The following is a 21,162-nucleotide window of genomic DNA, read 5'->3' as shown; positions in this document are numbered from 1 at the left end:
AAAAAAAGCCCCGTCAGCCGCTGGCTGTCATGGGGCAAAGGTTGGATAGATCTCATATCTTGATCAAACAGTTAAGCGGCGTAGGAGGGCTGCAGCCGCACGCACATCGGTTTTATCGGATCTTCTGTGCGGCAAATGTGATCAGGGAACAGCGAAAGTCGATGCTGCGCCCATCCTTCACTTCCTCGATGCTCTGCGGTACCACCCGTTCGATCAGGATGTTCCAATCCCGGTAATGCTGCTGAAGCAAAGCCATAGCGTCCTGCTGCGCCAAATTGGTCTCGATTAATCCCTTCCGAACTTCTCCGGTTACCCGGTCGACTTCCTCTACGTCCGTGCTCATGGTGATACAGTGGATTCCGCCGGTCCGCGTCCCGCGCTTCATCCGGTCCAGCACCCGTTCCAGGGCGTCACGCGATGACGTATGCTCCAGTGCCGAGCACGCAATGATGTAATCGTAGGCATTCGCCTCGATCGCGTAATGCTCCACATCGGCGGCCACAGATTCAACCAGCTGCTGTACACCGAATTCCACTGCGTTTTCCTTAAGCTTGGCAGCGGCATCCTCCAATAGATCCACCCCGACCACCCGGCTCCGGGTTCCGCACAACCGCTCGGCGACCGGAATCGTGTTGCGGCCGACGCCGCAGCCGAGATCCAGCACCTGCGCATCCTCGCGATGCTGGAGCAGCCGCTCCAGCATTTCCATGACGACCGCTCCCGGCTGAGCCATCCAGGTACCCTGTTCAAACAGATCGTTATCTTCGTAAAAGCGCTGATGGTACTCCGCTTCCGAAGCCCTTGCTGCTTCAAAATGTTCTTTGTTCATCGGCCAGCCTCCTAAGTTAACAAGCTTCTACTTAAGATATACCCAAGGCAGGAGACCCCGACCAGGCTGGCAGCCGAATTTCTTCTAGAAAATGATGGCGACTCATTAAAAAAAGTACTTCACCGCAATCACAATCAGCCCGAGAACCATCAACAGCTGCCCGGCGATCCGTTTATCCGGATCGCCGAGAACGACGGCCACCCCGCCTATGATGAGACCGGCCGGAGGAAACACCACCGTCGCCAGAATCAGCAAAATGATCGACACCGCGCTTGGTCTAAACGGATCTTCATCCGGTTCATCATAAATCGGTGCAGCGGGCTTCTTATAGATCGTCGTCCCGCAAAACTTGCACTTTCTCGCGCCCGGCTCGAGCTGTTCACCGCATGCAGGGCAGATGCTCTCATCGCGTCCGAGCGATATGCCCGCCCTTTTGTCGGCATCCGGAGTTCCGGCCACTTCGGCATTCTGCAGGGAACTGCCGCAGCGTACGCAGGTCCACGCCTGCTCCGGATTGGATTCCCCGCACTTCGGACAAATTTTGACGGCCAATTCTCATCCCCTCCAGTTATGGGTTTCTGACTTATGGATAGATATCCCCATCATACCATATCGGTCCAGAGGACTGGGGCTCGAGGCATTGGCCGCCAAAGAGAAGCCCGGGGGAAGGGATCCACCCTTCGTTACGCTTCGAATCGCTTCAAAACGATGACGGCGTTATGACCGCCAAAACCGAAGGAATTGGACATGCCGATTTTGACTTCAGCGGTGCGCGCGGTATTCGGAACATAATCCAGGTCGCAATCCGGGTCCGCTTCCCGGAGATTGATCGTCGGTGGTATCACGCCTTCCAGCAGCATCTGTACCAAAGCGATGGCCTGAGCGCCGCCGGAAGCTCCAAACATATGTCCCAGCATCGATTTGTTCGCCGTCACCGGCACACGGTAAGCCGCCTCGCCGAACAAGCGCTTGATGGCCTGCGTCTCGGACTTGTCACCGACTTCCGTACTCGTAGCATGAGCGCTGACCACATCGATGTCCTCTGGACGGACGGCGGCTTCCTGAAGGGCAAGCCTCATCGCGTTGTAGGCTCCGATGCCTTCCGGATGGGAAGCGACAATATGATAGGCATCCGAAGTCGCCCCATATCCGGCTACCTCCGCATATATGTGGGCGTTCCGGCTGCGGGCGTGGGATAGCGACTCCAGCACCAGGATGCCCGCGCCTTCGCCCATGACGAACCCGTCGCGGCCAGCATCGAACGGGCGGCTTGCCAGCTTCGGATCCCCGTCCCATGCCGACAGGGCCGTAGCATTGCCGAAGCTCGCCATCGAAATTTCGGAAATGGCCGCTTCCGCGCCGCCGGCAATCATGACGTCCGCACCGCCCGAGCGGATCAGCCGGAACGCCTCTCCGATGCTTGTATTCCCGATCGAGCATGCCGTAACCGGCGACATCGTAGGTCCGGTGAAGCCGAACCGGATGCTGATCGTCGCCGCGGCCATATTCGAGATGATCATCGGGACGAGCAGCGGGCTGACCCGTTCCGGTCCCCGGGAACGAAGAACGTCCCCCTGCTCCATCAATGTCCCGATGCCTCCGATACCGGAGCCGACGTACACACCCGTCCGCTCCTTATCCAGGCGGTCCATGTCCAGTTCCGCATCCTTGAGCGCGTCCTCGGCCGCCGCCAGCGCAAACTGGCAGAAACGGTCCATCCGCCGGGCTTCCTTGCGGCCGAACCTCGCCTCCGCATCAAAGTCCCGCACGATGCCGGCGACGGAAGCCTTCATGTGCGACGTATCAAACGCATCGATCCGGGATATTCCCGACTCGCCTCGGATCATGGCATTCCAAAAGCCGGGCACCGTGCTGCCCAACGGTGAAACAAGCCCCATTCCTGTAACGACAACCTTCTCCATCTGGTATTCCTCCCAAACTCAAATTATGATATCATTTTTCCATAGCATTTATCCTATTACAAGTTATAGTTTATCCTAGTATAAGCAACACCATCATAATGAACACCATCATAAGAAACACCCGGATGGCAGCGGAACCTACGATGGAACTTATCATTGGATGTGCAAACAGATCTGCAAATAGAACTCAATCTAGACCTGCAAATGGGTCTTAACTTTGAAAGAGGTGCAAGAACAGATGAACCAGCAGGCACGGCTTAATGCGCTTTCCGCTTTTCTGAAAAACCAGCGGGCCAAGCTGCAGCCGGAAACGGTCGGACTTCCGCAGGGCACCCGCCGGCGGACGCCCGGACTCCGGCGGGAAGAAGTGGCACAGCTCGCCGGGGTCAGCAGCACCTGGTATACTTGGCTTGAACAGGGACGGGACATCAAAGTGTCCGCCTCAGTGCTTGACTGCGTCGCGTCCGCGCTCCGGTTGACAGCGGACGAGCGGAAATATTTGTTTTCGCTCGCCCTGGAGAGCGGCTCCGCTGCCGCCCCGATTCAGCAGGAGCACCCGCAGATCAGTCCGGCGCTTCAAAAAATCGTGGACGAGCTCCACTACTGTCCAACCATCATCTCCGACCGGCGTTTCCAGATTGTCGGCTGGAATGAAGCGGCCGCCCACGTGTTTCTCGACTTTACCCAGATTCCGCCCGAGGAGCGGAACCTGATCCGCCTTCTGTTTACCCGCAAGGAGATGCGGAGGCTGGCGGTTAACTGGGAGCATTTTATTATGGGGTTTTTGTCGATTTTTCGCGCGTATTACGGGCAGTACGTCGATGACGAATGGTATGAGCAGTTTCTGCGGGAAATGGAGAATACCGATCCCGAATTCCTGACGCTGTGGAAACAGAGCCAGGTCAGCTCGGCGCCGGAGGTACTGATTGAGTTCAGGCATGCCAAAGCCGGAAAGATGCTGTTCGATTTAACGTCGCTGCAGGTACAGGGCGGAAGCGATTTGCGCTGCAGCATCTATACGCCATGCGCCGGATCTCCGACCGAAACCAAGCTGAAGCGTCTGATGCAGCGTACGGCAGACGCTTAATCGGCATGCAGGAATTTGCCAGGCGGAATAACTGGAAATGTGCGAAGACGTACGAATCATATCTGAAGACGAATGACGAAATAGATGGGGATGAATACAGGATGGCTTTTGGAATTAACCGCATTGAACTGAACCGGTGGAAGGAGGCGGTCAGCCGGGGAGAAATCGCGTATTTGACGCACTACTGGCTGGACCCGCGTTTTCCCGGGATGACGACGGTGACCAAGGTCGGCTGCTCGGATTTGGACCAGCTCGCCGGCTGGTGCGTCAGCCACGGACTTTCACCGAAATATATACACAACCGCTCTCCTTTTCCCCATTTTGACCTGATCGGGCCAAAACAGCGCGAAATTTTGCGCAAAGAAAAGCAGTGGGATCAGGTTGAACGGTTTCATCTGTGACCGCCCGAGGAATAACGGTCACCAATACAAAAAGAAAAACAGCCGCTCCCGCCCTTCCGGCGGGCAGCGGCTGTTTTTCATGCTTCAGCACGACTGCCAAGATGGTTCCGTTCCTAACACTTTATGGCGTGATGATTTCCTGCACCCGGCCGACCTGCCCGTCCGTCAGCCTGACCTTAATGCCGTGCGGATGCTGGGCGGAATTGGTCAGGATATCCTTCACGATGCCGCGTGTTCTTTTGCCTGTACGCTGGTCCTGCTTCAGTACGATATCGACCTCGAGTCCGGGCCTGATGTTTGCGCGAAGCTGTCCGTTCATATAGCCCCACTCTCCTTGAATTTCCGCTCTGCCGACAATCCGAGCTTGCGCAGAAGCTGAATCGCCTGCATCTTCTCTTCGCTGTCCAGATCTTCCACCGCGCGGACCAGAACCTGCTGATGCTGAGGAAAAATACTCTGAAAGAATGCTCTCCCCTCATCCGTCAGATCTGCAAATATGACCCGTCGGTCGTCCGGCGACGCCTTGCGGACAAGCAGATTCTTTTTCTGCAGCTTATCCGCCACGTACGTAATGTTCCCGCTGGATATCAATACCTTCTCCCCGATTTTTTGCAGTGGTTGGGGCCCTTTGTGATACAGCAGATCCAGGACTCCAAATTCCGTTGAATTCAAACCGTGGCTTTGAATATCACGAATGGAGTGGGCAACTACTGAATTATAGGCGCGGGCAAGGACAATAAATAAATCCAGGGACAATTCATCGTTGCTAGTTTTACCAGCCATGTAAAAACCTCCAAACGCGCTATCTTAATGCTAAGATAATCGAAAGACGCGATGATGTCAAACCTTTGTTCCTCTTTTTATGCCGATCCGTTCCCGCCAAATGCTGGAGATCATCCATCCGATCCACACGCCCGCCGTATTCAGGATCACGTCATCCACGTCAAAGCTGCCGACCCGCAGCAGCATCTGCGCCCATTCCACGACCAGGATGGACGGAACGAAGACGGCCGTAAGCACAAGCCACGACTGCAGCTTCCGGATCAGCTGCGGCAGCAGGAGGCCGAAAGGGACGAACACCGCCATATTGCCGAACAAATTGATGATCCATATTTTCGGGGACATGGTCCAGCCATACTGAATGTACAGCCGGATCGTCCGCAAAGGAATCACATTATAATGAAAGGATGAACCCGGGCTCCGTCCGAACCCCAGGAATAGAGGAGAAGAAGCGTATAAACGACGATCAACACGGTCAGCAGATTTCGCCATGCAGCGGACAATACCGGTTGTTTCATGAAATGCGCCGGACCTACCGGTTTAACGGACGCTCCATGATTTTCACCGTTCCGTCGCTGTCGGCGATGACCGCCCGGTCCGCCATTCCAATGAACAACCCGTTGTCCACCACGCCCGGAATGTATAACAGCTGCTGATGCAGCTTCGCAGGATCGGCAATCTCCCCGAAGCGGCAATCGGCGATATAGTTCCCGTTGTCGGTGACGTACAGCTGGTCGTTATCGGTGCGCAGCTGCGGGCTGCATCCGAGCTTCTCCAGCGATCCCAGCGTCCATTCATGCGCAAACGGGATGATCTCCACCGGGAGGGGAAATGCGCCCAGCGTATTCACTACTTTGTGCTCATCGGCAATAATGATCAGCTGCTTGCTGTGGTAGGCAACGATTTTTTCCCGCAGCAGCGCTCCGCCCCCGCCTTTAATCAGGCTCAGTTCCGGATTGACTTCGTCTGCACCGTCAATAGTCAGGTCCAGCCCGTCCAATTGGTGAAAAGGCACCAGCGGAATCCCTTCCTCGGCCGCCAGCTTCTCCGAAGCCTTGGAGGTCGCCACGGCCTGTATCGTCATCCCTTCCCTGACGCGTTCACCGATTCTCTTGATCGCCCAGTAAGCGGTGGAGCCTGTCCCCAGACCGACACGCATGCCGTCCTCAACGTATTCAACCGCTTTTTCCGCAGCCATTTTCTTCAGATTCATCTTCCTCATCATCTCCTTGGTATAGTGGACGGGCCGATTCGGTTATGGACCTGCCCTTCAAGACTGGTATAATCATCATGGTACCGCAACAACTGCACATGGAGGTATAACAATGAGAACCGAAAACCAGGTTAAATCCAAAATGAACGAACTGCTGATGCAAAAAAAGTCGCTGCTCTCCCGCATCGAATCGGCTGAACCGGACACGCCGGTCCACGCTTCGCTGTCTGCCCAGCTGCTCCGCATCGAAGACATGCTGACCATGCTGGAATGGGTCTTAAACGAACCCACAGGCAGCTATCATATGTAACTATTCGCCCGTCCGGTCGAATACATACACGATGGAATCCGCCGCCGGCTCGTAGCCGATATTCATGTAAATATGGTTGGACACCGGATTGCTGAGATCCGTGTACAGGCAGGTGAACTCGTAATCACTGCTTAGGAGCCGCCGGGTCAGTTCGGCTACGGATGAGCTTGCATAACCCCTGCCGCGCAGCTCAGGAGGCGTGTAAACCAGCGTGACCACGATACCGCGTTGGGTCGGGCGCGATTTTTGGACCATGGAGACCGGTCCCCCATCATCCCAAATATAGAGGGAAGACAAGCTGACTCCCCTTCTGGCAATCCGCTCGGCGTCCTCCTGCGGGATCGGCTCCAGCGCTTCGCGGCTGAAGTCCAGCACCCATTTCGTGATGAGCGGTATATCGTCAGGTCCGGCTTCCCTCAAATGTCCTCCGCTTTCAGAAATAGGGTTAACATTCGTACAGCGGTATATCCGCTGATTCATTCCGACATGGTAGGAAATGCCGGTCTTGTCGCGCCACACCTCCGCAAACATTTGAGAGGTTGACGTTAACCCGATAATGCTGGGGATCTGGGATACCTCTCCCTGACGGATGATATAGTCCACCGCCTCGCAGCAGCAAGCCCGAAGCTGTTCCGGGCCGCCGACTTCATCGCTTGCGTACAGAATCAGATGCGACTGCGTCTGGATGAGTATGAGCAGGGGCTGCTCTCCGCTTTGAACCGTCGCCAGAAACAGCCGGCTGCTTCCCTCCCCATGCCGCGGAATGCCGCCTTCTTCTTTCATCGTGCTTACCAACCGGTACAGAATGCCAAGCGGAAGATTGTTCAGCAGTTCATTCTCAAGCAGCACCGGCTCCGTATGCTCCAAAAATGCTTCCGGATCCTGAAATTGAACGACGTGCATTCGCCTTCCCTCCTTCGCCACTTGATTTTATCCTTTGCCCTGATTTAATCTGCCGATCAGCTCCGCCACTTGAAGCGGTGAGGTGAACCGATAATCGGGAGCCGGAAGAAGATTGCTGCTCTGAATCGTTTCAAACCACATTGCACCGCCGATCCGGGTGCCTGCCGCCCGCCCGGCTGCCATATCGGCGTTGCTGTCCCCGATAAACAGCGTATCTTCCGGCATTACGCCGAGCACGGTCAACGCCCGGTCGATGCCTTCCCGATCCGGCTTGGGACGGGTAAGCTCATCCCCGGCAAAGCCTACGGTGAAATAAGACCCCATAGCGAGCTTTGCCGAAGAAATGTCGAGCGATCTGCGGCTTTTGCCTGTGATGATGCCCATCGGAATGGACATGTCCTGCAGCCGGTTCAGCATGCCGCGGATTTCTTCCGAAAGCGAGAGCATCCGGTCGTGATATGCGTCGTAGATCCGATAGTAGTCGTCAATAGCTTCCGGCAGTGACTCGTGAGATTTCAAAACCTGGCTGATAATGCCTTCCTCTGTCGGTCCAAACCAGGCCATGATCTCTTCGTTGCTGTACTCCTGCGCGGTATACTTGCGGAATACTTCCTGAAACGCGTAAAAAGACAAGGGCAGCGTATCCGCCAGCGTGCCGTCGAAATCAAACAACACCGCCCGAATCGGCCGCTTTGTCAAGTCATCCACTGATCAGCCCCCCTGACGCGTTTAACTTGTGGTCCAAACGGGCGACAGCCTCCTTCTCCTCTTCGCCGATGACCGCTTCCATGACAGGAGACGCCGCCTTGAGTCGGCCCTTCGTGAGCACGTCCGCCAGCTTAGTCTCCATGATGCCGGTTGCTTCGGACAGCTTCAGCTCCCTTTCCCCGGTTACCCTGCTTAAGTACGCATACATCGTTCCTTGAGGATCCTCATACGAAATTCGATAGATCGGGGTGAAGCGGCTGTTCTCCTCTTCATCTAAGCGGCTTGTCACCTGCACCGTATAGGTGTAGTGAATCGGTCTGGGGCCAGGCTGCTTCTTCTGTTCCGCGATGATTTTGGAATTTTTCCAAGCGAGCACGCCCGCCCCGATCATGATGAGAATACCTATTCCGAATGCAAAATACACGAACACAGCCCGTTCACCTCTATTTCCTCTGTCTTACAGCTTCTTGAGCATATGAATGTCTTCCGGCTCCTGCTGATACAGCTCCTCATCCACTTCCTCGGTGAGATTTCCGCCGTTGGCACGGTAGAAGCCGACCGCCGATTCCGTTTCCGTCGAGGATATGTATAAATAGCTCGCTCCGCGCTCCTTGGCCACGCGGCTCAGCTCGTTCATGATCCGGGTAGCCAGCCCTTGTCTCCGGTATGGCCGGCTGACATACATCAGATCCACCTGCAGCTGGTCTTGGTTGCGGCCTCTAAACCGGTGTCCGAGCACGCCAAAGCCCGCGAGCACTTCGCCGTCGAACGCCCCGTATGCCGTGCCTCCCTGTTCCAGCTCACGCCGGAATCGGTTGACCATTTCATCTGTGTGTTCCTCATCCCAGGTCGGACATTCATGTCCCATCGGAACGGTTTCAAGCTGCCCGCCGTTCATTTTGTAAATCCGGTCAATCTGTTCGGACCGGTCGATTTGGCGGATCTTGTCCGCCTCGTTCACATGCATTTGTCTGATAATCATAAGAAATGACCTCCATATTTTTAATGAAATCGAAGCTCTCTTTGATTACCCTAAACAGAAAATGCAGTCATTGCATGAATAATTGCAAATCAACCCCCTTCTTACTGATTCCATTATACAAAAAAAACAGCCTGCGGCTACGCGCCGAGGCTAAAATAAGAAGAGATGTCTACATGTTTACATTACCCTGTACCGTAATGCTTAATCTCGCGGCTCGTCAAAAAGCTAAAGATGTGCGGCGCTTTCCGGTCGTTCATACATCGGCGGGCTTTGCTTCCTTGAAAAGCGGATTTGCGGGATGGCGATGCCGATGAAAATAAGCACGATCCCGAGCCACTGCAGACTGCTCACATGCTCGTGAACCAGCAGGACGGAAGCGACGACCGCCGCAGGCAATTCGGCAGCTCCCAGGATCGCCCCCGTGCCGGAGCCCACCTTCGGCATACCGATCGCGAAAAAGAGCACCGGGATCAAGATGCCTAGAATGCCAAGAATCAGACCGTATTTCCATAATCCGGCGACTAAAGCCCCATCCCACAAAAAGGCGGGAGAAAAGACGGACAATACGATGACGCCCGAGCCCGTGGTCATGAAGAAGCTTTTATTAAAGGCAGGAACCGTCGTTCCGACGCGTCCGCTGACAAACATATATAGCGCAAACGTAAAAGCGGACAGCAGACCGTATATGACGCCTCTAGTGTCCAGCGGTCCGGTACTTTCGCCGATGACGCCTCCAGCGAGCAGGGTCCCCAGGATCAAAATCACGATCGAAATGATCTTGCTGCGGCTTGGAATGCGACGATCCGCGGCAGCTTCCATTAATACGCCGATCCATGTGAACTGGAACAGCAGCACAACGGCAATCGATGCGGGCAGCCGCTCAACGGCCTTGCCGTAAAAGACCGACGTGCCGCTCATGGTAATTCCGACCGCCAGCAATGCAAGCCACTGCTTCGGCGCAATCTTTTTCCGGGAAAAAATAAGCATCAGCACCAGCAGCAATGACCAACCGAAAATATATTGGCCGCCAAGCATTTGGCTGACTGTAAAACCTTCCTTCATGCCGACCTTCATAATGGAGGAAAGCACGCCGTAGCTGCATGCACCGATCAGTATGAGTAGCGAGTATTTGAGCTTGTTCAAATGGATAACCTCCTGATGCCAGTACCCGCGCAACAACCAAAAGCCCCCTGTCGGTTAGGACAGGGGGCGAACGAAACCGATGACACTACGAAGTCTTCGTTAAAATTTCGCCACTCGCGAACGAATCGGAGTTTAAAAGCGGATGCTGCACGAACTTGATGTAGAAATGTTGAACTGAACCTTTCGAAAAGAAATTCTAAATCATTATGCTGTGAGCGTCAATGAGTTACGGTAGCAGGATAAAGCAGATGGCCCGATCAAGTTATGGAAAATATGCCGGACGCTCCTTCCCAGTTCCCCATGCTTTGCTTCCAGATGCGCTGGTTGCGGCTTCTCAACCATACATGGTCATGGTCGAAATAAACAGAGGACCAGGCATAAATCCAAGTTGAAAGCACAAGGACTCATGGGGGTGTCCATGCATGGCACGAATCCGCAGCAGCGGCAGCCCCTGTTTTTTTAACATCGTCAGCGCTTTTTGCACCATCTGGGTCGCCAGCCCACGGCCTCTGTAAGCCTTCATGACGGTGAGCTCCTGAATCGTGGGACAGCCCGCCAGCATCCCAATGATACAGACCCCGATCAATGCGCGGGTCGACGTATCGTACAACAGGCTTGAAGCCGTTGTTGTTTCCTCTGTCATATGCGCAGCATCGAGCCTGAGCTTGGACAGCACGTCAGCAAAAGAAGCTTCCTCCAGCTTACTGCCCTCTTCATGCCATGCATGCTTGAACAAAAACAATCCGATCTCCCGTTCAAGCACGAGCCTGCGTTCTCCGCCCTCATGTTGGATTTCTACGGATTGAAAAGCTGATCCGCCGTTTCCGTGGGAATCATATTCGGCCGTTGGCCGCTGCATCCAGCGATGCCTATGGGGTGCCGGGAAAAAGCCTGCCCGCATATAGGCATCTTCCTGATCCGCAAAGACTTCATAGGCGCGGATCGTACGCGTTCCCCCTCCTGCTTCCGTCTCCCGGATCGCCTCGACGACAGCAAGGATGAATCGGTGATCCACCTGATGGGGAGGAATCGTGAACAAATCCCGGATCGCACTGCCCGAAAGAGCAGCACCGCCGATCACCTTTCCGTTTTTTTTCAGCCAATAAGGCATGAAGCCCGCAGGCAGAAGTGAATCGGTATGAAGCGGCAGCTTGATCCCTGCAGCCATCTGTTTATCATATATGCGCAGGTACCACTCCCATTCTGCCGGCTCGGCTTCGCGAATACTTACGGATTCAGGCGTTCCCCCATGTGGGCTTGCTTCCAGCCGGTCCTCTCTGTTCATGCCAGACCTCCTTGGGCTCAGACAGATAGATTTTCTATTAGTCTACGGTCCGGTCATCCGATTTCATGCCAGATCAGCCCGGAGAAATTCCCCGGAGCTTAAACGTTACCCCATGCTGTATTTTTAGACCTTCTCATTCATGATGCTGCTCATCACGTTTCTCCTTCCTACCCAATATAGGTTGATTAAAAAAAGACCGCCCGAAGTAATTTTTACCTCGTTACGGTCCTCTTGTTAGGAGAGCTGTTCTATTTGTGTCCGTTTGCTATGTAATGGTGGATCTGATTCATATGATGGCGGTCATGCCAGTAAAAATCGGCAAGATACTCGTCTACGGACAGCTTGCCGCTTCCGGTACTGTATTCGGTGGCATACTCTTCTTCAGGTATCCGCTTCAGCTCTCCGATGATCTGCTCCCGCCAGTGCACCGTCTGATCGATCAGCTCCTGGCGCCCTTGGCTGCGCGCATACGCGGCCGCTTTCCGGTTGAATTCGTCAAGCTCCACCTTTGGCATATCCATCGGTTCTTTGGCCGCCATCGGCCGGATCGCGTGCTCCAGGAAATGCTTGTCCCACAGCATCATGTGCCCGATGATTTCCTGCGGCGACCACTTGCCTTCGGCAATCGCTCCCGTCCACTGATCTTCCGGAATATCCGCCAGTGCCTTCACCTCATCGATCAGTTCGCACATCGGCGCAAGTTTCTCCGGCATGTCGTTCATCCTCATCTCTCCCAATCCAAGTCAATCTGTCATGGCGCTGGCCATGCCACTCTATGATACCCGGGAATGGCATTTGAAACAAGAACGAACATTCGCCTAATTCCATTATTTAAGCACTCTGTACCAATAGGAATAAACATGGCGATAACCAAGCTTGTCGTATAACCGGCATGCCGCCTCATTGGCCTGAACGACCTGAAGAAACGACGAATGCGCGCCCTGCTCCCGGCCCCATGCCAGCATGCGCTGGATCAGCTGGAATCCAAACCCCCGCTCCCGGAAATCAGGATGTGTCACGATATCGTACAGGCCCAGCCATCCCTCTTGAATGACGCCGAGTCCGGCGGCTACCGTCTCACTCCCTTGCTGTAACAGGAAAAATCCCTGCTTGAGCGGAGTGGAGGCCAGCGTGTGCGCCAGGACCGATTGTCCGTTGCCCGGTATTCCGTTCATGAGGGACATTTGCTCGAGCCAGCCGGTATCCAGCCGGTCCCGGAACACGACATGAAGCCCGGGGTCAGCCGCCGGTGCCGTTTCTCGCTGAAGATCCAGAATCCGCACGCTGGATAGGTCCACCTGAACATATCCCCGCCCGGCGAGACGTTCATCCAGATCGGACGGCATAACATAAGGAGTCATCTTGAAAATGACCGGCTGACCGGCATCCCTGTAAAACCGTTCGGCGGCGGCGATGCTGCCTTCCACATCGCAGCCCGGGTTCAGGTAAATCGGACTGACCGAATTCGCCCGCTTCGTGTATCCGTCTGCATAGCGGACCAGCCAACCGTTCATCTGAGCGGAATACTTGGCCGGCCACGTGTTGATCGTGATTTCCTCCAAAAATTTATACATGTATATCGCTCCTTCAGCATCATTGGAATAAATATACATGTATACTCATAAATATTCAATTCCCAAACAGAGTTGTATAGTTCTCCGTCACCTTTCGGTAAGCCTCCGGCGTCCCGATGTCATAACTCGTTCCCCGTGCCCGGTATGCGGCCATCTCCTTGCGCTGGCACAGCCACTCAGGGAAATATCCCGGGGCATCCGGCTGATTCCCTTCATTCAGATATTCGTCAATGAGAGGAAGCGTGTCTTTGCGGTAAATGTACACGGCGAGCACGCCGAGATTCGTCCGGGGATGCACCGGCTTTTCCTCGAAAGACAGGACGGTGTCCCCCTCATCAAGCTGGACGACGCCGACCCGCTGCAAGTCCTCCTTGTGCTCCATCCGCTGAACGAGGATGCAGTCGCGCCGCCGTTTGTAATAAAAGTCAACATACTCCTGCAGATCGAACGTAAACACGTTGTCCCCGGCCATAACCAGAAGGTCTTCTTCCATTCCCATTTCCTTTACGGCAAACGCCATGTCGCCGACCGCTCCGAGCCGGTTCCCTTCATGTGTGGAACCATCGTCGAGCACGCGCACCGGTACGCTACATTCGCGCGACTCAGCCCATCCCCGAAACGCGGAGGCAAACCTGTGGTTGCTGACCAGTACGATTTCCGAAATGCCGCTGACCCGCTCCACTTTGCGGACGATATGATCGAGAATGGTGCCGGGCCCGAGGGGGAGCAGGGCTTTGGGCACATCCCGCGTCAGCGGGTACAGCCTCGTGGCGTAGCCAGCCGCCAATATGAGTGCTTTCATCGTGACCTCCTTGATCGGTCTCTTGATCGGTATACCTGCTCCCCCTAGTATAGCTTGATTTACAGCGGCAGGCTTCTTTTCCGGAAAATAATCATGCCGGCGGCGAAGGCTACCGCGCCCAGGCCGGCCAGAACCGCGATAGACACCGGCCAATCCGCCGTTTTGCCGACGATCTCGCCGGGATCAAATAAGGAAAAGACCGAAATATGCCGCATCCAGCTGAGCTGCCCGCTGATTTTGCCGATCAGGTTCAGGCTGAAAAATCCGATGATGATCACGCCCGAGAGCGTCAGCGCCCGCTTCTCGTCATTGCAGCAGGCGGAAATCAAGTAAGAAATGCCTCCGATGCAGAAGAACAGCAGCAGGGCGCCTGCATTCAGCAGCACAAAGCCGGTGCCGTCGAAATCCCCCAGATCCCCGATAAACCAGGCGTACCCGGCAAACCCAGCCAGTGTCGTGACCGCGCAAATCAGCACCAGCCCGGAGAGCAGCACGGCCGCCTGGGTTAGGGCTACCTTCGTGCGGGTGGTGGGCGCCGACAACAGGTACGCCATCGAGCCCTGGTCGACAAGCTTGGCGATCAGCTGCGTGGATACGAGAATGCAGAAGATGGACAGAATCAGCAGATACAACAGGCCGTAATACTCACCGGATATAAACGCGCCGATGCTGCTGAAGCCGTTTTCCAGGCCGAACGCCTTGCCCAAGCCCTCCGGCATCCCATCGATCAGCGAATTCAAGCTGCTGCTGTTTTTGGCGATTCCCGGATAAATCCAAAACATCAACAATATATAAAAGGCCGATCCGACGGCATAATTCATGAACATTTTGAGGTTAATCGCAAGCATTTGTCTGTACAGCGGCATATTCATGGCGTTTGACCCTCCCGATCGTAATAATCCATAAAAATGTCCTCCAGGTTCTGCGTGAACACATCGATATTGCGGACGTGAAAGCGGGCGGTTTCGCGGATAAACCGGTCCACGTCGCCCTGAACGGCCACCCGCACGCGGTTTCCTTCCCGGGAATCGATCATCAGGCCGCATTTCATGAAATCGTCCAGCTCCTGCTCCGTCTCAAACGTCACTTCGAACAGCTTGCGCTGCATCGACTGCAGCTCATGGATATCCTTGACCGCAATAATCACGCCGTCCTTGATGATCGCTGCCCTATCGCAGGTCCGTTCGATTTCCGGAAAATTATGCGAGGACATCAGGAAGGTCGTCCCCCTTGCCTTCTCCTCCAGCACGAGCTCGATGAACACTTTTTGCATGAGCGGATCCAGCCCTGACGTCGGCTCATCCAGGATAATGACCTCCGGCCGGTGCATGAAGGCGGCAACGATCCCGACCTTCTGCTTCATTCCCTTGGACATTTTCCGGATCGGCGTCCGGACGTCAAACTGCAGCCGGCGGATGAGCTCGTCGCGCCAAACCGGATCGACGCCGCCCTGCATGCCTGCCATAAAATCCAGAAACGCTTTGCCGGTCATCCCCTCGATAAACGCGATTTCGCCGGGAAGGTAGCCGATATATTTTTGAAACCGTCCCTGTTCCTTCCACGTGTCGCAGCCGCATACCTTTACGGAGCCTTGATCCGGCTTCAAAAAGCCCATGATATGCCGGATCGTCGTCGATTTGCCGGCTCCATTCGGTCCCAGAAAACCGAACACCTCGCCGCGGCGGACCGAAAAGGTCACGTCCCGGATGCCTCTCCCGTTCGGAAAAATTTTAGTTACATGTTCAACGCTCAGCATGCCAGCGCCTCCAATGCATATTTAAATTTATGAAATATTCTTGTTCCGATATTTCATAATCGGATCATACGCCTGCCGCTTTCCATCGTCAATACATTTTATGAAATATTTTTGTGGTATAATTTCATTAATTGGATCGAACCGGCGAGAACCGATATTCTTCGTTCATTCGATCAAGCCGATGACCTATTTTAAAATAGTTAGGATGGTTCGAAAGAAATGAATGGATTTGAGAAGCGGGCAGTGCAGATTAAACAAAAGATCAAACAAACGGTATTGGAAATGCTGGGCGAATGGGAACCCCGGCAAATCCGCATTAAGGATATCGCAGCCAAGGCGGAAGTGTCGCAGGTCACCATTTACAACTATTTTGGCAGCAAAGAAGCGCTGCTCCGCGAAGTGTTTAAGGAATTTGTCGCCATGCTGATGGAGGAGTATGAGCGCGTGCTGACGGGCGATGCGCCGCTGAAGGAAAAAATCGAATACATTATTTTTCAAAAAAGCCGGTTAAAACTGCCCTTCACCCCATCCGCACTCAAGCAGCTGATCGAAGCCGACCCGGAAATCAACCGGTTTATCCAGCAGCAGTATGAGGAACGTGCCATTCCCTTGATCACCAATTTTGTGCAGAAGGGCAAGCAGCGCGGAGAAATTTCAGAAAAAGTGTCCGTCCAAATGGTGCTTCTTTATGTAGGCATGATGACGGAGCAGTACGAAAAAATGCTGGATCTGGTCAATCAGAGTGAGGATCCCGAGGCGTTTACAGAGGATATGATTCATGTGTTCTTTTATGGTATTTGTGGTCCGCAATACCAAAAATGATTAACAGCGCGCCCTTTTTGTGTTAATTTAGTGTTCGCGGTATGTAAAATCGGGTTTAACATGACTATACTTGTAAATACCAACGAACACTGTAATGAAACAGAAAGGAGCAGGTATGATCGACTTCCGTTCCACTTATTCCAGACCGAAGACGCCCTTTATCGCCGTTTTCGTCGTCCTGCTGCTCAAGCTGCTGCTCCTCCGGTACTTTTTCTTCCATGATATTCTGTGGAGCCGGATCACCGCTGACGCCGCTGCGCTGCTGGTGCTGCTGTGCATCATTGAGCTGATTACCCCCGCGAAAGCGAAGGGATGGGTCTATTGGATTTTTAACGCCATTTTCTCGATTCTCATGTTTGCCTCGGCGCTGTATTTTCAGCATTTCAATTCGGTGCCGACCTATACGGCGCTGTCCGAGCTGAAGCAGGTGCTGCAGATCAAGGAAAGCGTTCAGTCAACGATCGAAACGGAGAACTATTTATTTTTTGCCGACGTCGTGATCGTCGCGCTCTTCTGGCTGATCGGCCGCTGGTTACCGCTCCGGTTTTCGCTGCGCACGCGGCTTCGTAAAATTTGGCCGGCAGCCCTCGGCGTCATCGGCCTGATCGTCTCGGCGCTGTACATTCATGCGGACCGCTCCATCACCAATGAGCTGATGCAGGCAGAGCATCTCGGCTTCCTGGATTACCAGGTCGCTGCCGGGATCCGCGCCAGCGAGGAGAACAGCATGATCGCCTCCGGCAATCTGGACGAGACCGTGCAAAAGGTCAGCCAGGCCGAGCAGTCATACCCGTACGCAAGTGGGACTGCACAAGACAAACCGGCGATGTTTGGAGCTGCCAAAGGCAAAAACGTCATCGTCATTCAAATGGAGGCGTTCCAGAACTTCCCGATCCATTTGTCGACGGGCGGCCAGGAACTGACCCCCGTGCTGAACCAACTGGCTGACGGCGGCCTGTACTTTCCGCATGTCTTCCAGCAGATCGGGCAAGGCAATACGTCAGACGCCGAATTTATGAGCAATACGTCGATCTACCCGACCGGCACCGTTGCGATGTCGAGCGGCTTCGGCGACCGGGAGCTCCCGAGCATGCCACGTCTGCTCGGGCAGCTCGGTTACACGGCCGATACGTTTCACGTTAACGACGTGAAATTCTGGGACCGAGACCAGCTTTACCCGGCGCTGAACTTTACGAATTATTACGACAAAAAGTCGTACAAAAACGATCACTTCAACGATTTTGGCGCTTCGGACGAGGAGCTGTACCGGGTCGGTCTGGACAAGCTGTCCGAGCTGCATGAGCAGGGTAAGCCGTTTTACGCCCAGTTCGTCACGGCTTCCAGCCATTTTCCGTTCAAGGTGCCGGAGGACCGCAAAAAAATCAAGGTCCCCGATTCCATCCAGGGAACCCAGTTGGGGGACTACCTGACGGCTGTGAATTACACGGACTATGCAATCGGTACCCTGATCGACGGTCTGAAAGCAAAAGGCATGTGGGACGATACCGTGCTTGTCATTTACGGCGACCATTTCGGGCTTCAGCCGCAGGACAACGATCCGGAGGTCATCAAGCAGGCGCTCGGCATCACCTATGACCAGCGGATTACCCGCTTCAACATCCCGCTGATCATGCATATTCCTGGAAAACAGGGCAAGGTCGTCGACCAGGTCGGCGGTCAGCTCGACATCATGCCGACGCTGGCGAACCTGCTGGGCATTTCGCTCAAGGACAAGCATTTTACCACATTTGGCCACGACTTGCTCAACATCGACAAGAACGTCGTCGGTATGCGGTATTATTTGCCGACAGGCTCCTTCTTCAACAATGACATTTTGTTTGTGCCGGGCAAAAGCTTTGAGGATGGCACCGCCATCTCCCTGAAAACGATGCAGCCTGTCGCCGACTTCTCGAAATACCGGAAGGATTACGACTATATTTTGAACCTGATGAAGCTGTCGGACGAATACGTAAGGCTGCTTCCAAGACGGTAACGGCCCATGGCAAAAGCCGGCTGCTTCCATTCCATACGGGATGGGAGCAGCCGGCTTTTTTAGTTGTTGTGTCTTGTAGTTATGTGTTCAAGAGACCCGTTAATTCGGGGCGGGCGAACCGCCTTTACCCGCGAGATCGATCAATACGCGCAAAATATCCGTTTTGGTGACCCGGCCGACCATCATGCTGTCTCCCTCGCCGGAAACGACGGGCAGGCAGTTCACCTGATGCTTCACCAGCTTGTCGGCCGCATCCAGCACGGTCTCCTCAGGCGTCAGGGCCGCCATGTGCGCCCGGCGGGTCATCGCCAGACCGACGGGAATCGTACTCAAATCCGCATGCCCCATCGTCAGCTTCAGCACGTCCTTGCGGGAGACGACCCCTTTCAGCTCACCGGACTCTCCGGTCACCATCAGCGTGCCCGTATTCTCACACAGCAGCTGCACTACGGCATCATAGGCCGTCGCATGCTCGGAGATGGTCACGGGAGTGCTGTATATATCCTTCACGTATATTTGCTGCAATCTTTGTTCAAACTCACCTTGGGAGCTTGGCGTTTCGGCGGGAAAATACCCCACCTTCGGCTTGGCGCTGATCAAGCCCAGCATCGTGAGCAGGGACAGGTCCGCGCGCAGGGTCGGGCGGCTGAGGCCGATCATCTCAGCGATCTGATCGCCTGTAACGGGCGCATGCTCCCGCACAAGTTCCACGATATCCAGCTGTCTCGGAGTTAGTTGAATGGGAATCCTCTCCTTTGAGAAAAATCACCTGAAGCTGCAATTTCATTGTTATATCACGGGCAGCATGGTTTAAATAATTATTGTGTCATAAATCAGTTATGATACACACTATTATAAATTTTATTTTAACCGATAGCCATATCTTTTCATAACCGAAGGAGGAATCAGTGATATGAAGTTTTTCCTGGATACGGGCAACATCGACGAAATCAAACGGATCTCCCGCCTGGGACTGGTGGACGGGGTAACGACCAACCCTTCCCTGATCGCCAAAGAAGGCCGGGACTTCAAAGAGGTCATTCAGGAGATTTGCAGCATCGTCTCCGGCCCGGTCAGCGCCGAAGTCATCGGCACCAAAGCCGAGGACATGCTGAAGGAAGCGTACGAGATTGCTGAATGGGCGCCAAACGTCGTCATCAAGGTGCCGATGACCGAAGACGGCTTGTATGCATGTCATGAGCTGACCAAAAAGGGCATTAAAACGAATGTGACGCTGATCTTTTCCGCCGCACAGGGCCTGATGGCCGCCAAGGCCGGGGCTACGTACGTCAGCCCGTTCGTCGGACGCCTGGACGATATCGGGGTCGAGGGCATGAAGCTGATTCGCGAGCTGAAGCAAATCCTCGAAAACTACGGCATGACGTCCGAAATCATCGCGGCCAGCATCCGCAACATCAAGCATGTGGAGGACGCGGCCATCGCCGGCGCCCACATCGCGACCATTCCGGGCTCGCTGCTGCCGTCTCTGTGGAAGCATCCGCTGACCGACAGCGGGATCGAGCGTTTCCTGGCCGACTGGGAGAAAGTGCCGCAAGCGGCCAAAAGCCAGGCGAAGGCCGGCGAGTAACGTTCGAACAGCACACTTATAAAAGCAGCCCGGCTGGGAGTTTCCCGGCAGGGCTGCTTTTAACGTAGGAGTCTTGTGAAATTTTCGCCGCCATTATCTCAGCTGCTTCTTTTTTCTTTATCAAAATCAAACCCTCCCACAATCGCTGGAAGCCAGCACTGCGGGAGGGTTCTTACTGCTCCTATTGGTGATCGGGCGGTGGTACGGACTATCCTGAAGCGCTATCTGTCTGCCCCGCAATAATCAGCTCGATCGATTTCTCCCGGAGCAGCGATGCGTCCTTCCCGTCAACATGGCCGTCGGTGATCAGCACGTCCACCTCGGCCCAATCGGCCAGATGGGTGAAAGCCTGCACGCCGATTTTGCTCGCGTCGGCCAGGATGTACACCGTCTTCGCCTGCCGGATCATCCGGTGCTTGACCATCGCCTGCAGCTCGTTGGATTCGCTGATTCCGCGGTCCAAGTGCACGCCTTTACAGGAAATAAACGCCTTATCCACATAATAGGATTCCAGGCCGCGTTCGGCGAGCGGGCCGACGTAAGACAAGGAATGGGCTGCCAGCATGCCGCCCGTCGATATGACCTCGATCTTCTCCTTGGAGGACAGCTCCAGGGCAACCTTGATGGAATTGGTAACTACGGTCAAAGGAATGTCCGGCAGGATCGAAGCCATATACCACGCTGTCGAGCTGGCATCCAGGGCGATGCGGTCCCGCGGCTCGATCCGCCGCACCGCCTCTTCGGCAATTCGCCTCTTCTCGTCCTGATGGATGACCTCCCGCTCGAAATACGGGGTCTCCGCCTGGGTCTCCTTGACGCTGACGGCGCCGCCGTGGCTCCGCCGCAGCTTGCCCTGCTGCTCCAGCCGGTCCAGATCGCGGCGGATCGTCTCTTCGGTCACGCCGCACAACTCGCTCAACTCCGACACCCGGATGCTGCCGCGCTCATTAACCAGCCGCACGATGGTATCATAACGTTCCGCAACTAACATAGCTTCCCTCTTTCGTTCTATCGTACACCCATTATATAGATTTGCCCGTTCCCGGACAACGTGTCATCCCCAT

At 54.7% G+C, this 21,162-nt stretch carries 26 protein-coding genes; 6 read left to right on the top strand and 20 right to left on the bottom strand.

The window, feature by feature from the left end:
* Positions 1 to 112 precede the first annotated feature (112 nt).
* The 3 genes from MKY74_RS14790 to fabF form a co-directional block, all read right to left on the bottom strand.
* Positions 113 to 829, bottom strand: a complete 717-nt coding sequence (locus tag MKY74_RS14790) for a class I SAM-dependent methyltransferase (protein WP_076168381.1) — start codon at positions 827 to 829, stop codon at positions 113 to 115.
* Between the two features lie 105 nt (positions 830 to 934).
* Complete coding sequence (locus tag MKY74_RS14785; protein ID WP_076168383.1) at positions 935 to 1,381, bottom strand: zinc ribbon domain-containing protein; 447 nt, start codon at positions 1,379 to 1,381, stop codon at positions 935 to 937.
* Between the two features lie 131 nt (positions 1,382 to 1,512).
* Positions 1,513 to 2,751: a beta-ketoacyl-ACP synthase II gene (gene fabF / locus MKY74_RS14780; protein ID WP_076168385.1), complete on the bottom strand. Its 1,239-nt coding sequence runs from the start codon at positions 2,749 to 2,751 to the stop codon at positions 1,513 to 1,515.
* Positions 2,752 to 2,989: 238 nt separating this feature from the next.
* On the opposite strand from fabF, the gene MKY74_RS14775 reads away from it, so the two are divergent.
* Both MKY74_RS14775 and MKY74_RS14770 read left to right on the top strand, forming a co-directional pair.
* On the top strand, positions 2,990 to 3,838 hold the full coding sequence (locus MKY74_RS14775) for a helix-turn-helix transcriptional regulator (RefSeq protein ID WP_076168387.1): 849 nt from the start codon (positions 2,990 to 2,992) through the stop codon (positions 3,836 to 3,838).
* Between the two features lie 101 nt (positions 3,839 to 3,939).
* Entirely contained in the window at positions 3,940 to 4,239 is a 300-nt protein-coding gene (locus tag MKY74_RS14770; RefSeq protein ID WP_076169568.1) for a hypothetical protein, read from the top strand.
* A gap of 121 nt (positions 4,240 to 4,360) precedes the next feature.
* Here MKY74_RS14770 and MKY74_RS14765 read toward each other — a convergent pair whose 3' ends face one another.
* Genes MKY74_RS14765 through rpiA form a run of 4 tightly spaced genes read right to left on the bottom strand, consistent with a single transcriptional unit; the run spans position 4,361 to position 6,232 of the window.
* Entirely contained in the window at positions 4,361 to 4,558 is a 198-nt protein-coding gene (locus MKY74_RS14765; RefSeq protein WP_076168389.1) for a YwbE family protein, read from the bottom strand.
* Positions 4,555 to 5,022 carry a MarR family winged helix-turn-helix transcriptional regulator gene (locus MKY74_RS14760; RefSeq protein WP_076168391.1) on the bottom strand — a complete coding sequence of 156 codons (468 nt, stop codon included), beginning with the start codon at positions 5,020 to 5,022 and terminating at the stop codon, positions 4,555 to 4,557. Before MKY74_RS14760 ends, MKY74_RS14765 begins: the two co-directional genes overlap by 4 nt.
* Positions 5,023 to 5,079: 57 nt before the next feature.
* Positions 5,080 to 5,511: a VanZ family protein gene (locus MKY74_RS14755; protein WP_084203773.1), complete on the bottom strand. Its 432-nt coding sequence runs from the start codon at positions 5,509 to 5,511 to the stop codon at positions 5,080 to 5,082.
* A gap of 40 nt (positions 5,512 to 5,551) precedes the next feature.
* Complete coding sequence (gene rpiA / locus MKY74_RS14750) at positions 5,552 to 6,232, bottom strand: ribose-5-phosphate isomerase RpiA (RefSeq protein WP_208629254.1); 681 nt, start codon at positions 6,230 to 6,232, stop codon at positions 5,552 to 5,554.
* A 112-nt stretch (positions 6,233 to 6,344) separates the two neighbouring features.
* On the opposite strand from rpiA, the gene MKY74_RS14745 reads away from it, so the two are divergent.
* Complete coding sequence (locus tag MKY74_RS14745; protein ID WP_076168395.1) at positions 6,345 to 6,542, top strand: hypothetical protein; 198 nt, start codon at positions 6,345 to 6,347, stop codon at positions 6,540 to 6,542.
* Here MKY74_RS14745 and MKY74_RS14740 read toward each other — a convergent pair whose 3' ends face one another.
* The 11 genes from MKY74_RS14740 to MKY74_RS14690 all read right to left on the bottom strand — a co-directional run bounded on the left by MKY74_RS14740 (position 6,543) and on the right by MKY74_RS14690 (position 15,695).
* Positions 6,543 to 7,445, bottom strand: a complete 903-nt coding sequence (locus MKY74_RS14740) for a GNAT family N-acetyltransferase (RefSeq protein ID WP_076168397.1) — start codon at positions 7,443 to 7,445, stop codon at positions 6,543 to 6,545.
* 27 nt (positions 7,446 to 7,472) lie between these two features.
* Positions 7,473 to 8,153 carry an HAD family hydrolase gene (locus tag MKY74_RS14735; protein ID WP_144025361.1) on the bottom strand — a complete coding sequence of 227 codons (681 nt, stop codon included), beginning with the start codon at positions 8,151 to 8,153 and terminating at the stop codon, positions 7,473 to 7,475.
* Positions 8,146 to 8,583 (bottom strand): hypothetical protein, encoded by a 438-nt coding sequence (locus MKY74_RS14730; protein WP_076168399.1) that lies wholly within the window; start codon positions 8,581 to 8,583, stop codon positions 8,146 to 8,148. The genes MKY74_RS14735 and MKY74_RS14730 overlap by 8 nt, the downstream gene beginning before the upstream one ends.
* Before the next feature lie 27 nt (positions 8,584 to 8,610).
* On the bottom strand, positions 8,611 to 9,135 hold the full coding sequence (locus MKY74_RS14725) for a GNAT family N-acetyltransferase (protein ID WP_076168402.1): 525 nt from the start codon (positions 9,133 to 9,135) through the stop codon (positions 8,611 to 8,613).
* 225 nt (positions 9,136 to 9,360) lie between these two features.
* Positions 9,361 to 10,278, bottom strand: coding sequence for an EamA family transporter (locus tag MKY74_RS14720; RefSeq protein ID WP_076169570.1), 918 nt, complete (start codon positions 10,276 to 10,278; stop codon positions 9,361 to 9,363).
* A 334-nt stretch (positions 10,279 to 10,612) separates the two neighbouring features.
* A complete protein-coding gene (locus MKY74_RS14715; protein ID WP_076168404.1) occupies positions 10,613 to 11,563 on the bottom strand; it encodes a GNAT family N-acetyltransferase in 951 nt (316 codons plus the stop codon).
* 248 nt (positions 11,564 to 11,811) lie between these two features.
* Entirely contained in the window at positions 11,812 to 12,285 is a 474-nt protein-coding gene (locus MKY74_RS14710; protein WP_076168406.1) for a DinB family protein, read from the bottom strand.
* Positions 12,286 to 12,390: 105 nt separating this feature from the next.
* On the bottom strand, positions 12,391 to 13,137 hold the full coding sequence (locus tag MKY74_RS14705) for a GNAT family N-acetyltransferase (protein ID WP_076168408.1): 747 nt from the start codon (positions 13,135 to 13,137) through the stop codon (positions 12,391 to 12,393).
* A 55-nt stretch (positions 13,138 to 13,192) separates the two neighbouring features.
* A complete protein-coding gene (locus MKY74_RS14700; protein WP_076168410.1) occupies positions 13,193 to 13,939 on the bottom strand; it encodes a nucleotidyltransferase family protein in 747 nt (248 codons plus the stop codon).
* Between the two features lie 59 nt (positions 13,940 to 13,998).
* Positions 13,999 to 14,811 (bottom strand): ABC transporter permease subunit, encoded by an 813-nt coding sequence (locus MKY74_RS14695; protein WP_076168412.1) that lies wholly within the window; start codon positions 14,809 to 14,811, stop codon positions 13,999 to 14,001.
* Positions 14,808 to 15,695, bottom strand: coding sequence for an ABC transporter ATP-binding protein (locus MKY74_RS14690; RefSeq protein ID WP_076168414.1), 888 nt, complete (start codon positions 15,693 to 15,695; stop codon positions 14,808 to 14,810). Before MKY74_RS14690 ends, MKY74_RS14695 begins: the two co-directional genes overlap by 4 nt.
* A gap of 219 nt (positions 15,696 to 15,914) precedes the next feature.
* On the opposite strand from MKY74_RS14690, the gene MKY74_RS14685 reads away from it, so the two are divergent.
* Positions 15,915 to 16,517, top strand: coding sequence for a TetR/AcrR family transcriptional regulator (locus MKY74_RS14685; protein WP_076168416.1), 603 nt, complete (start codon positions 15,915 to 15,917; stop codon positions 16,515 to 16,517).
* Between the two features lie 115 nt (positions 16,518 to 16,632).
* Positions 16,633 to 18,510, top strand: a complete 1,878-nt coding sequence (locus MKY74_RS14680; RefSeq protein WP_076168418.1) for an LTA synthase family protein — start codon at positions 16,633 to 16,635, stop codon at positions 18,508 to 18,510.
* 99 nt (positions 18,511 to 18,609) lie between these two features.
* On the opposite strand, the gene MKY74_RS14675 is transcribed toward MKY74_RS14680, so the two are convergent.
* Positions 18,610 to 19,257 carry a helix-turn-helix transcriptional regulator gene (locus MKY74_RS14675; protein WP_076168420.1) on the bottom strand — a complete coding sequence of 216 codons (648 nt, stop codon included), beginning with the start codon at positions 19,255 to 19,257 and terminating at the stop codon, positions 18,610 to 18,612.
* A 166-nt stretch (positions 19,258 to 19,423) separates the two neighbouring features.
* Between MKY74_RS14675 and fsa the strand changes: the two genes are divergently transcribed.
* The gene (gene fsa, locus MKY74_RS14670) at positions 19,424 to 20,098 is read left to right on the top strand and encodes a fructose-6-phosphate aldolase (RefSeq protein WP_076168422.1); all 675 of its coding nucleotides are present in this window, start codon (positions 19,424 to 19,426) and stop codon (positions 20,096 to 20,098) included.
* Positions 20,099 to 20,306: 208 nt separating this feature from the next.
* On the opposite strand, the gene MKY74_RS14665 is transcribed toward fsa, so the two are convergent.
* Complete coding sequence (locus MKY74_RS14665) at positions 20,307 to 21,089, bottom strand: DeoR/GlpR family DNA-binding transcription regulator (RefSeq protein ID WP_076168424.1); 783 nt, start codon at positions 21,087 to 21,089, stop codon at positions 20,307 to 20,309.
* Between the last annotated feature and the right edge of the window lie 73 nt (positions 21,090 to 21,162).

The organism is Paenibacillus sp. FSL R5-0378 (assembly GCF_038009285.1).
Lineage (GTDB): Bacteria > Bacillota > Bacilli > Paenibacillales > Paenibacillaceae > Paenibacillus_AQ > Paenibacillus_AQ favisporus.
Note: the sequence above shows the minus strand (reverse complement) of the source record. Positions and strands in the feature narration are given on the sequence as shown.

Bases quoted from the DNA above. Each gene is read 5' to 3' on its own strand.
- MKY74_RS14790 (WP_076168381.1), bottom strand. From the start codon at position 829: ATGAACAAAGAACATTTTGAAGCAGCAAGGGCTTCGGAAGCGGAGTAC.
- fabF (WP_076168385.1), bottom strand. From the start codon at position 2,751: ATGGAGAAGGTTGTCGTTACAGGAATGGGGCTTGTTTCACCGTTGGGC.
- MKY74_RS14775 (WP_076168387.1), top strand. From the start codon at position 2,990: ATGAACCAGCAGGCACGGCTTAATGCGCTTTCCGCTTTTCTGAAAAAC.
- MKY74_RS14770 (WP_076169568.1), top strand. From the start codon at position 3,940: ATGGCTTTTGGAATTAACCGCATTGAACTGAACCGGTGGAAGGAGGCG.
- MKY74_RS14765 (WP_076168389.1), bottom strand. From the start codon at position 4,558: ATGAACGGACAGCTTCGCGCAAACATCAGGCCCGGACTCGAGGTCGAT.
- MKY74_RS14760 (WP_076168391.1), bottom strand. From the start codon at position 5,022: ATGGCTGGTAAAACTAGCAACGATGAATTGTCCCTGGATTTATTTATT.
- MKY74_RS14755 (WP_084203773.1), bottom strand. From the start codon at position 5,511: ATGGCGAAATCTGCTGACCGTGTTGATCGTCGTTTATACGCTTCTTCT.
- rpiA (WP_208629254.1), bottom strand. From the start codon at position 6,232: ATGAATCTGAAGAAAATGGCTGCGGAAAAAGCGGTTGAATACGTTGAG.
- MKY74_RS14745 (WP_076168395.1), top strand. From the start codon at position 6,345: ATGAGAACCGAAAACCAGGTTAAATCCAAAATGAACGAACTGCTGATG.
- MKY74_RS14740 (WP_076168397.1), bottom strand. From the start codon at position 7,445: ATGCACGTCGTTCAATTTCAGGATCCGGAAGCATTTTTGGAGCATACG.
- MKY74_RS14725 (WP_076168402.1), bottom strand. From the start codon at position 9,135: ATGATTATCAGACAAATGCATGTGAACGAGGCGGACAAGATCCGCCAA.
- MKY74_RS14715 (WP_076168404.1), bottom strand. From the start codon at position 11,563: ATGAACAGAGAGGACCGGCTGGAAGCAAGCCCACATGGGGGAACGCCT.
- MKY74_RS14710 (WP_076168406.1), bottom strand. From the start codon at position 12,285: ATGAACGACATGCCGGAGAAACTTGCGCCGATGTGCGAACTGATCGAT.
- MKY74_RS14705 (WP_076168408.1), bottom strand. From the start codon at position 13,137: ATGTATAAATTTTTGGAGGAAATCACGATCAACACGTGGCCGGCCAAG.
- MKY74_RS14700 (WP_076168410.1), bottom strand. From the start codon at position 13,939: ATGAAAGCACTCATATTGGCGGCTGGCTACGCCACGAGGCTGTACCCG.
- MKY74_RS14695 (WP_076168412.1), bottom strand. From the start codon at position 14,811: ATGAATATGCCGCTGTACAGACAAATGCTTGCGATTAACCTCAAAATG.
- MKY74_RS14690 (WP_076168414.1), bottom strand. From the start codon at position 15,695: ATGCTGAGCGTTGAACATGTAACTAAAATTTTTCCGAACGGGAGAGGC.
- MKY74_RS14685 (WP_076168416.1), top strand. From the start codon at position 15,915: ATGAATGGATTTGAGAAGCGGGCAGTGCAGATTAAACAAAAGATCAAA.
- MKY74_RS14680 (WP_076168418.1), top strand. From the start codon at position 16,633: ATGATCGACTTCCGTTCCACTTATTCCAGACCGAAGACGCCCTTTATC.
- fsa (WP_076168422.1), top strand. From the start codon at position 19,424: ATGAAGTTTTTCCTGGATACGGGCAACATCGACGAAATCAAACGGATC.
- MKY74_RS14665 (WP_076168424.1), bottom strand. From the start codon at position 21,089: ATGTTAGTTGCGGAACGTTATGATACCATCGTGCGGCTGGTTAATGAG.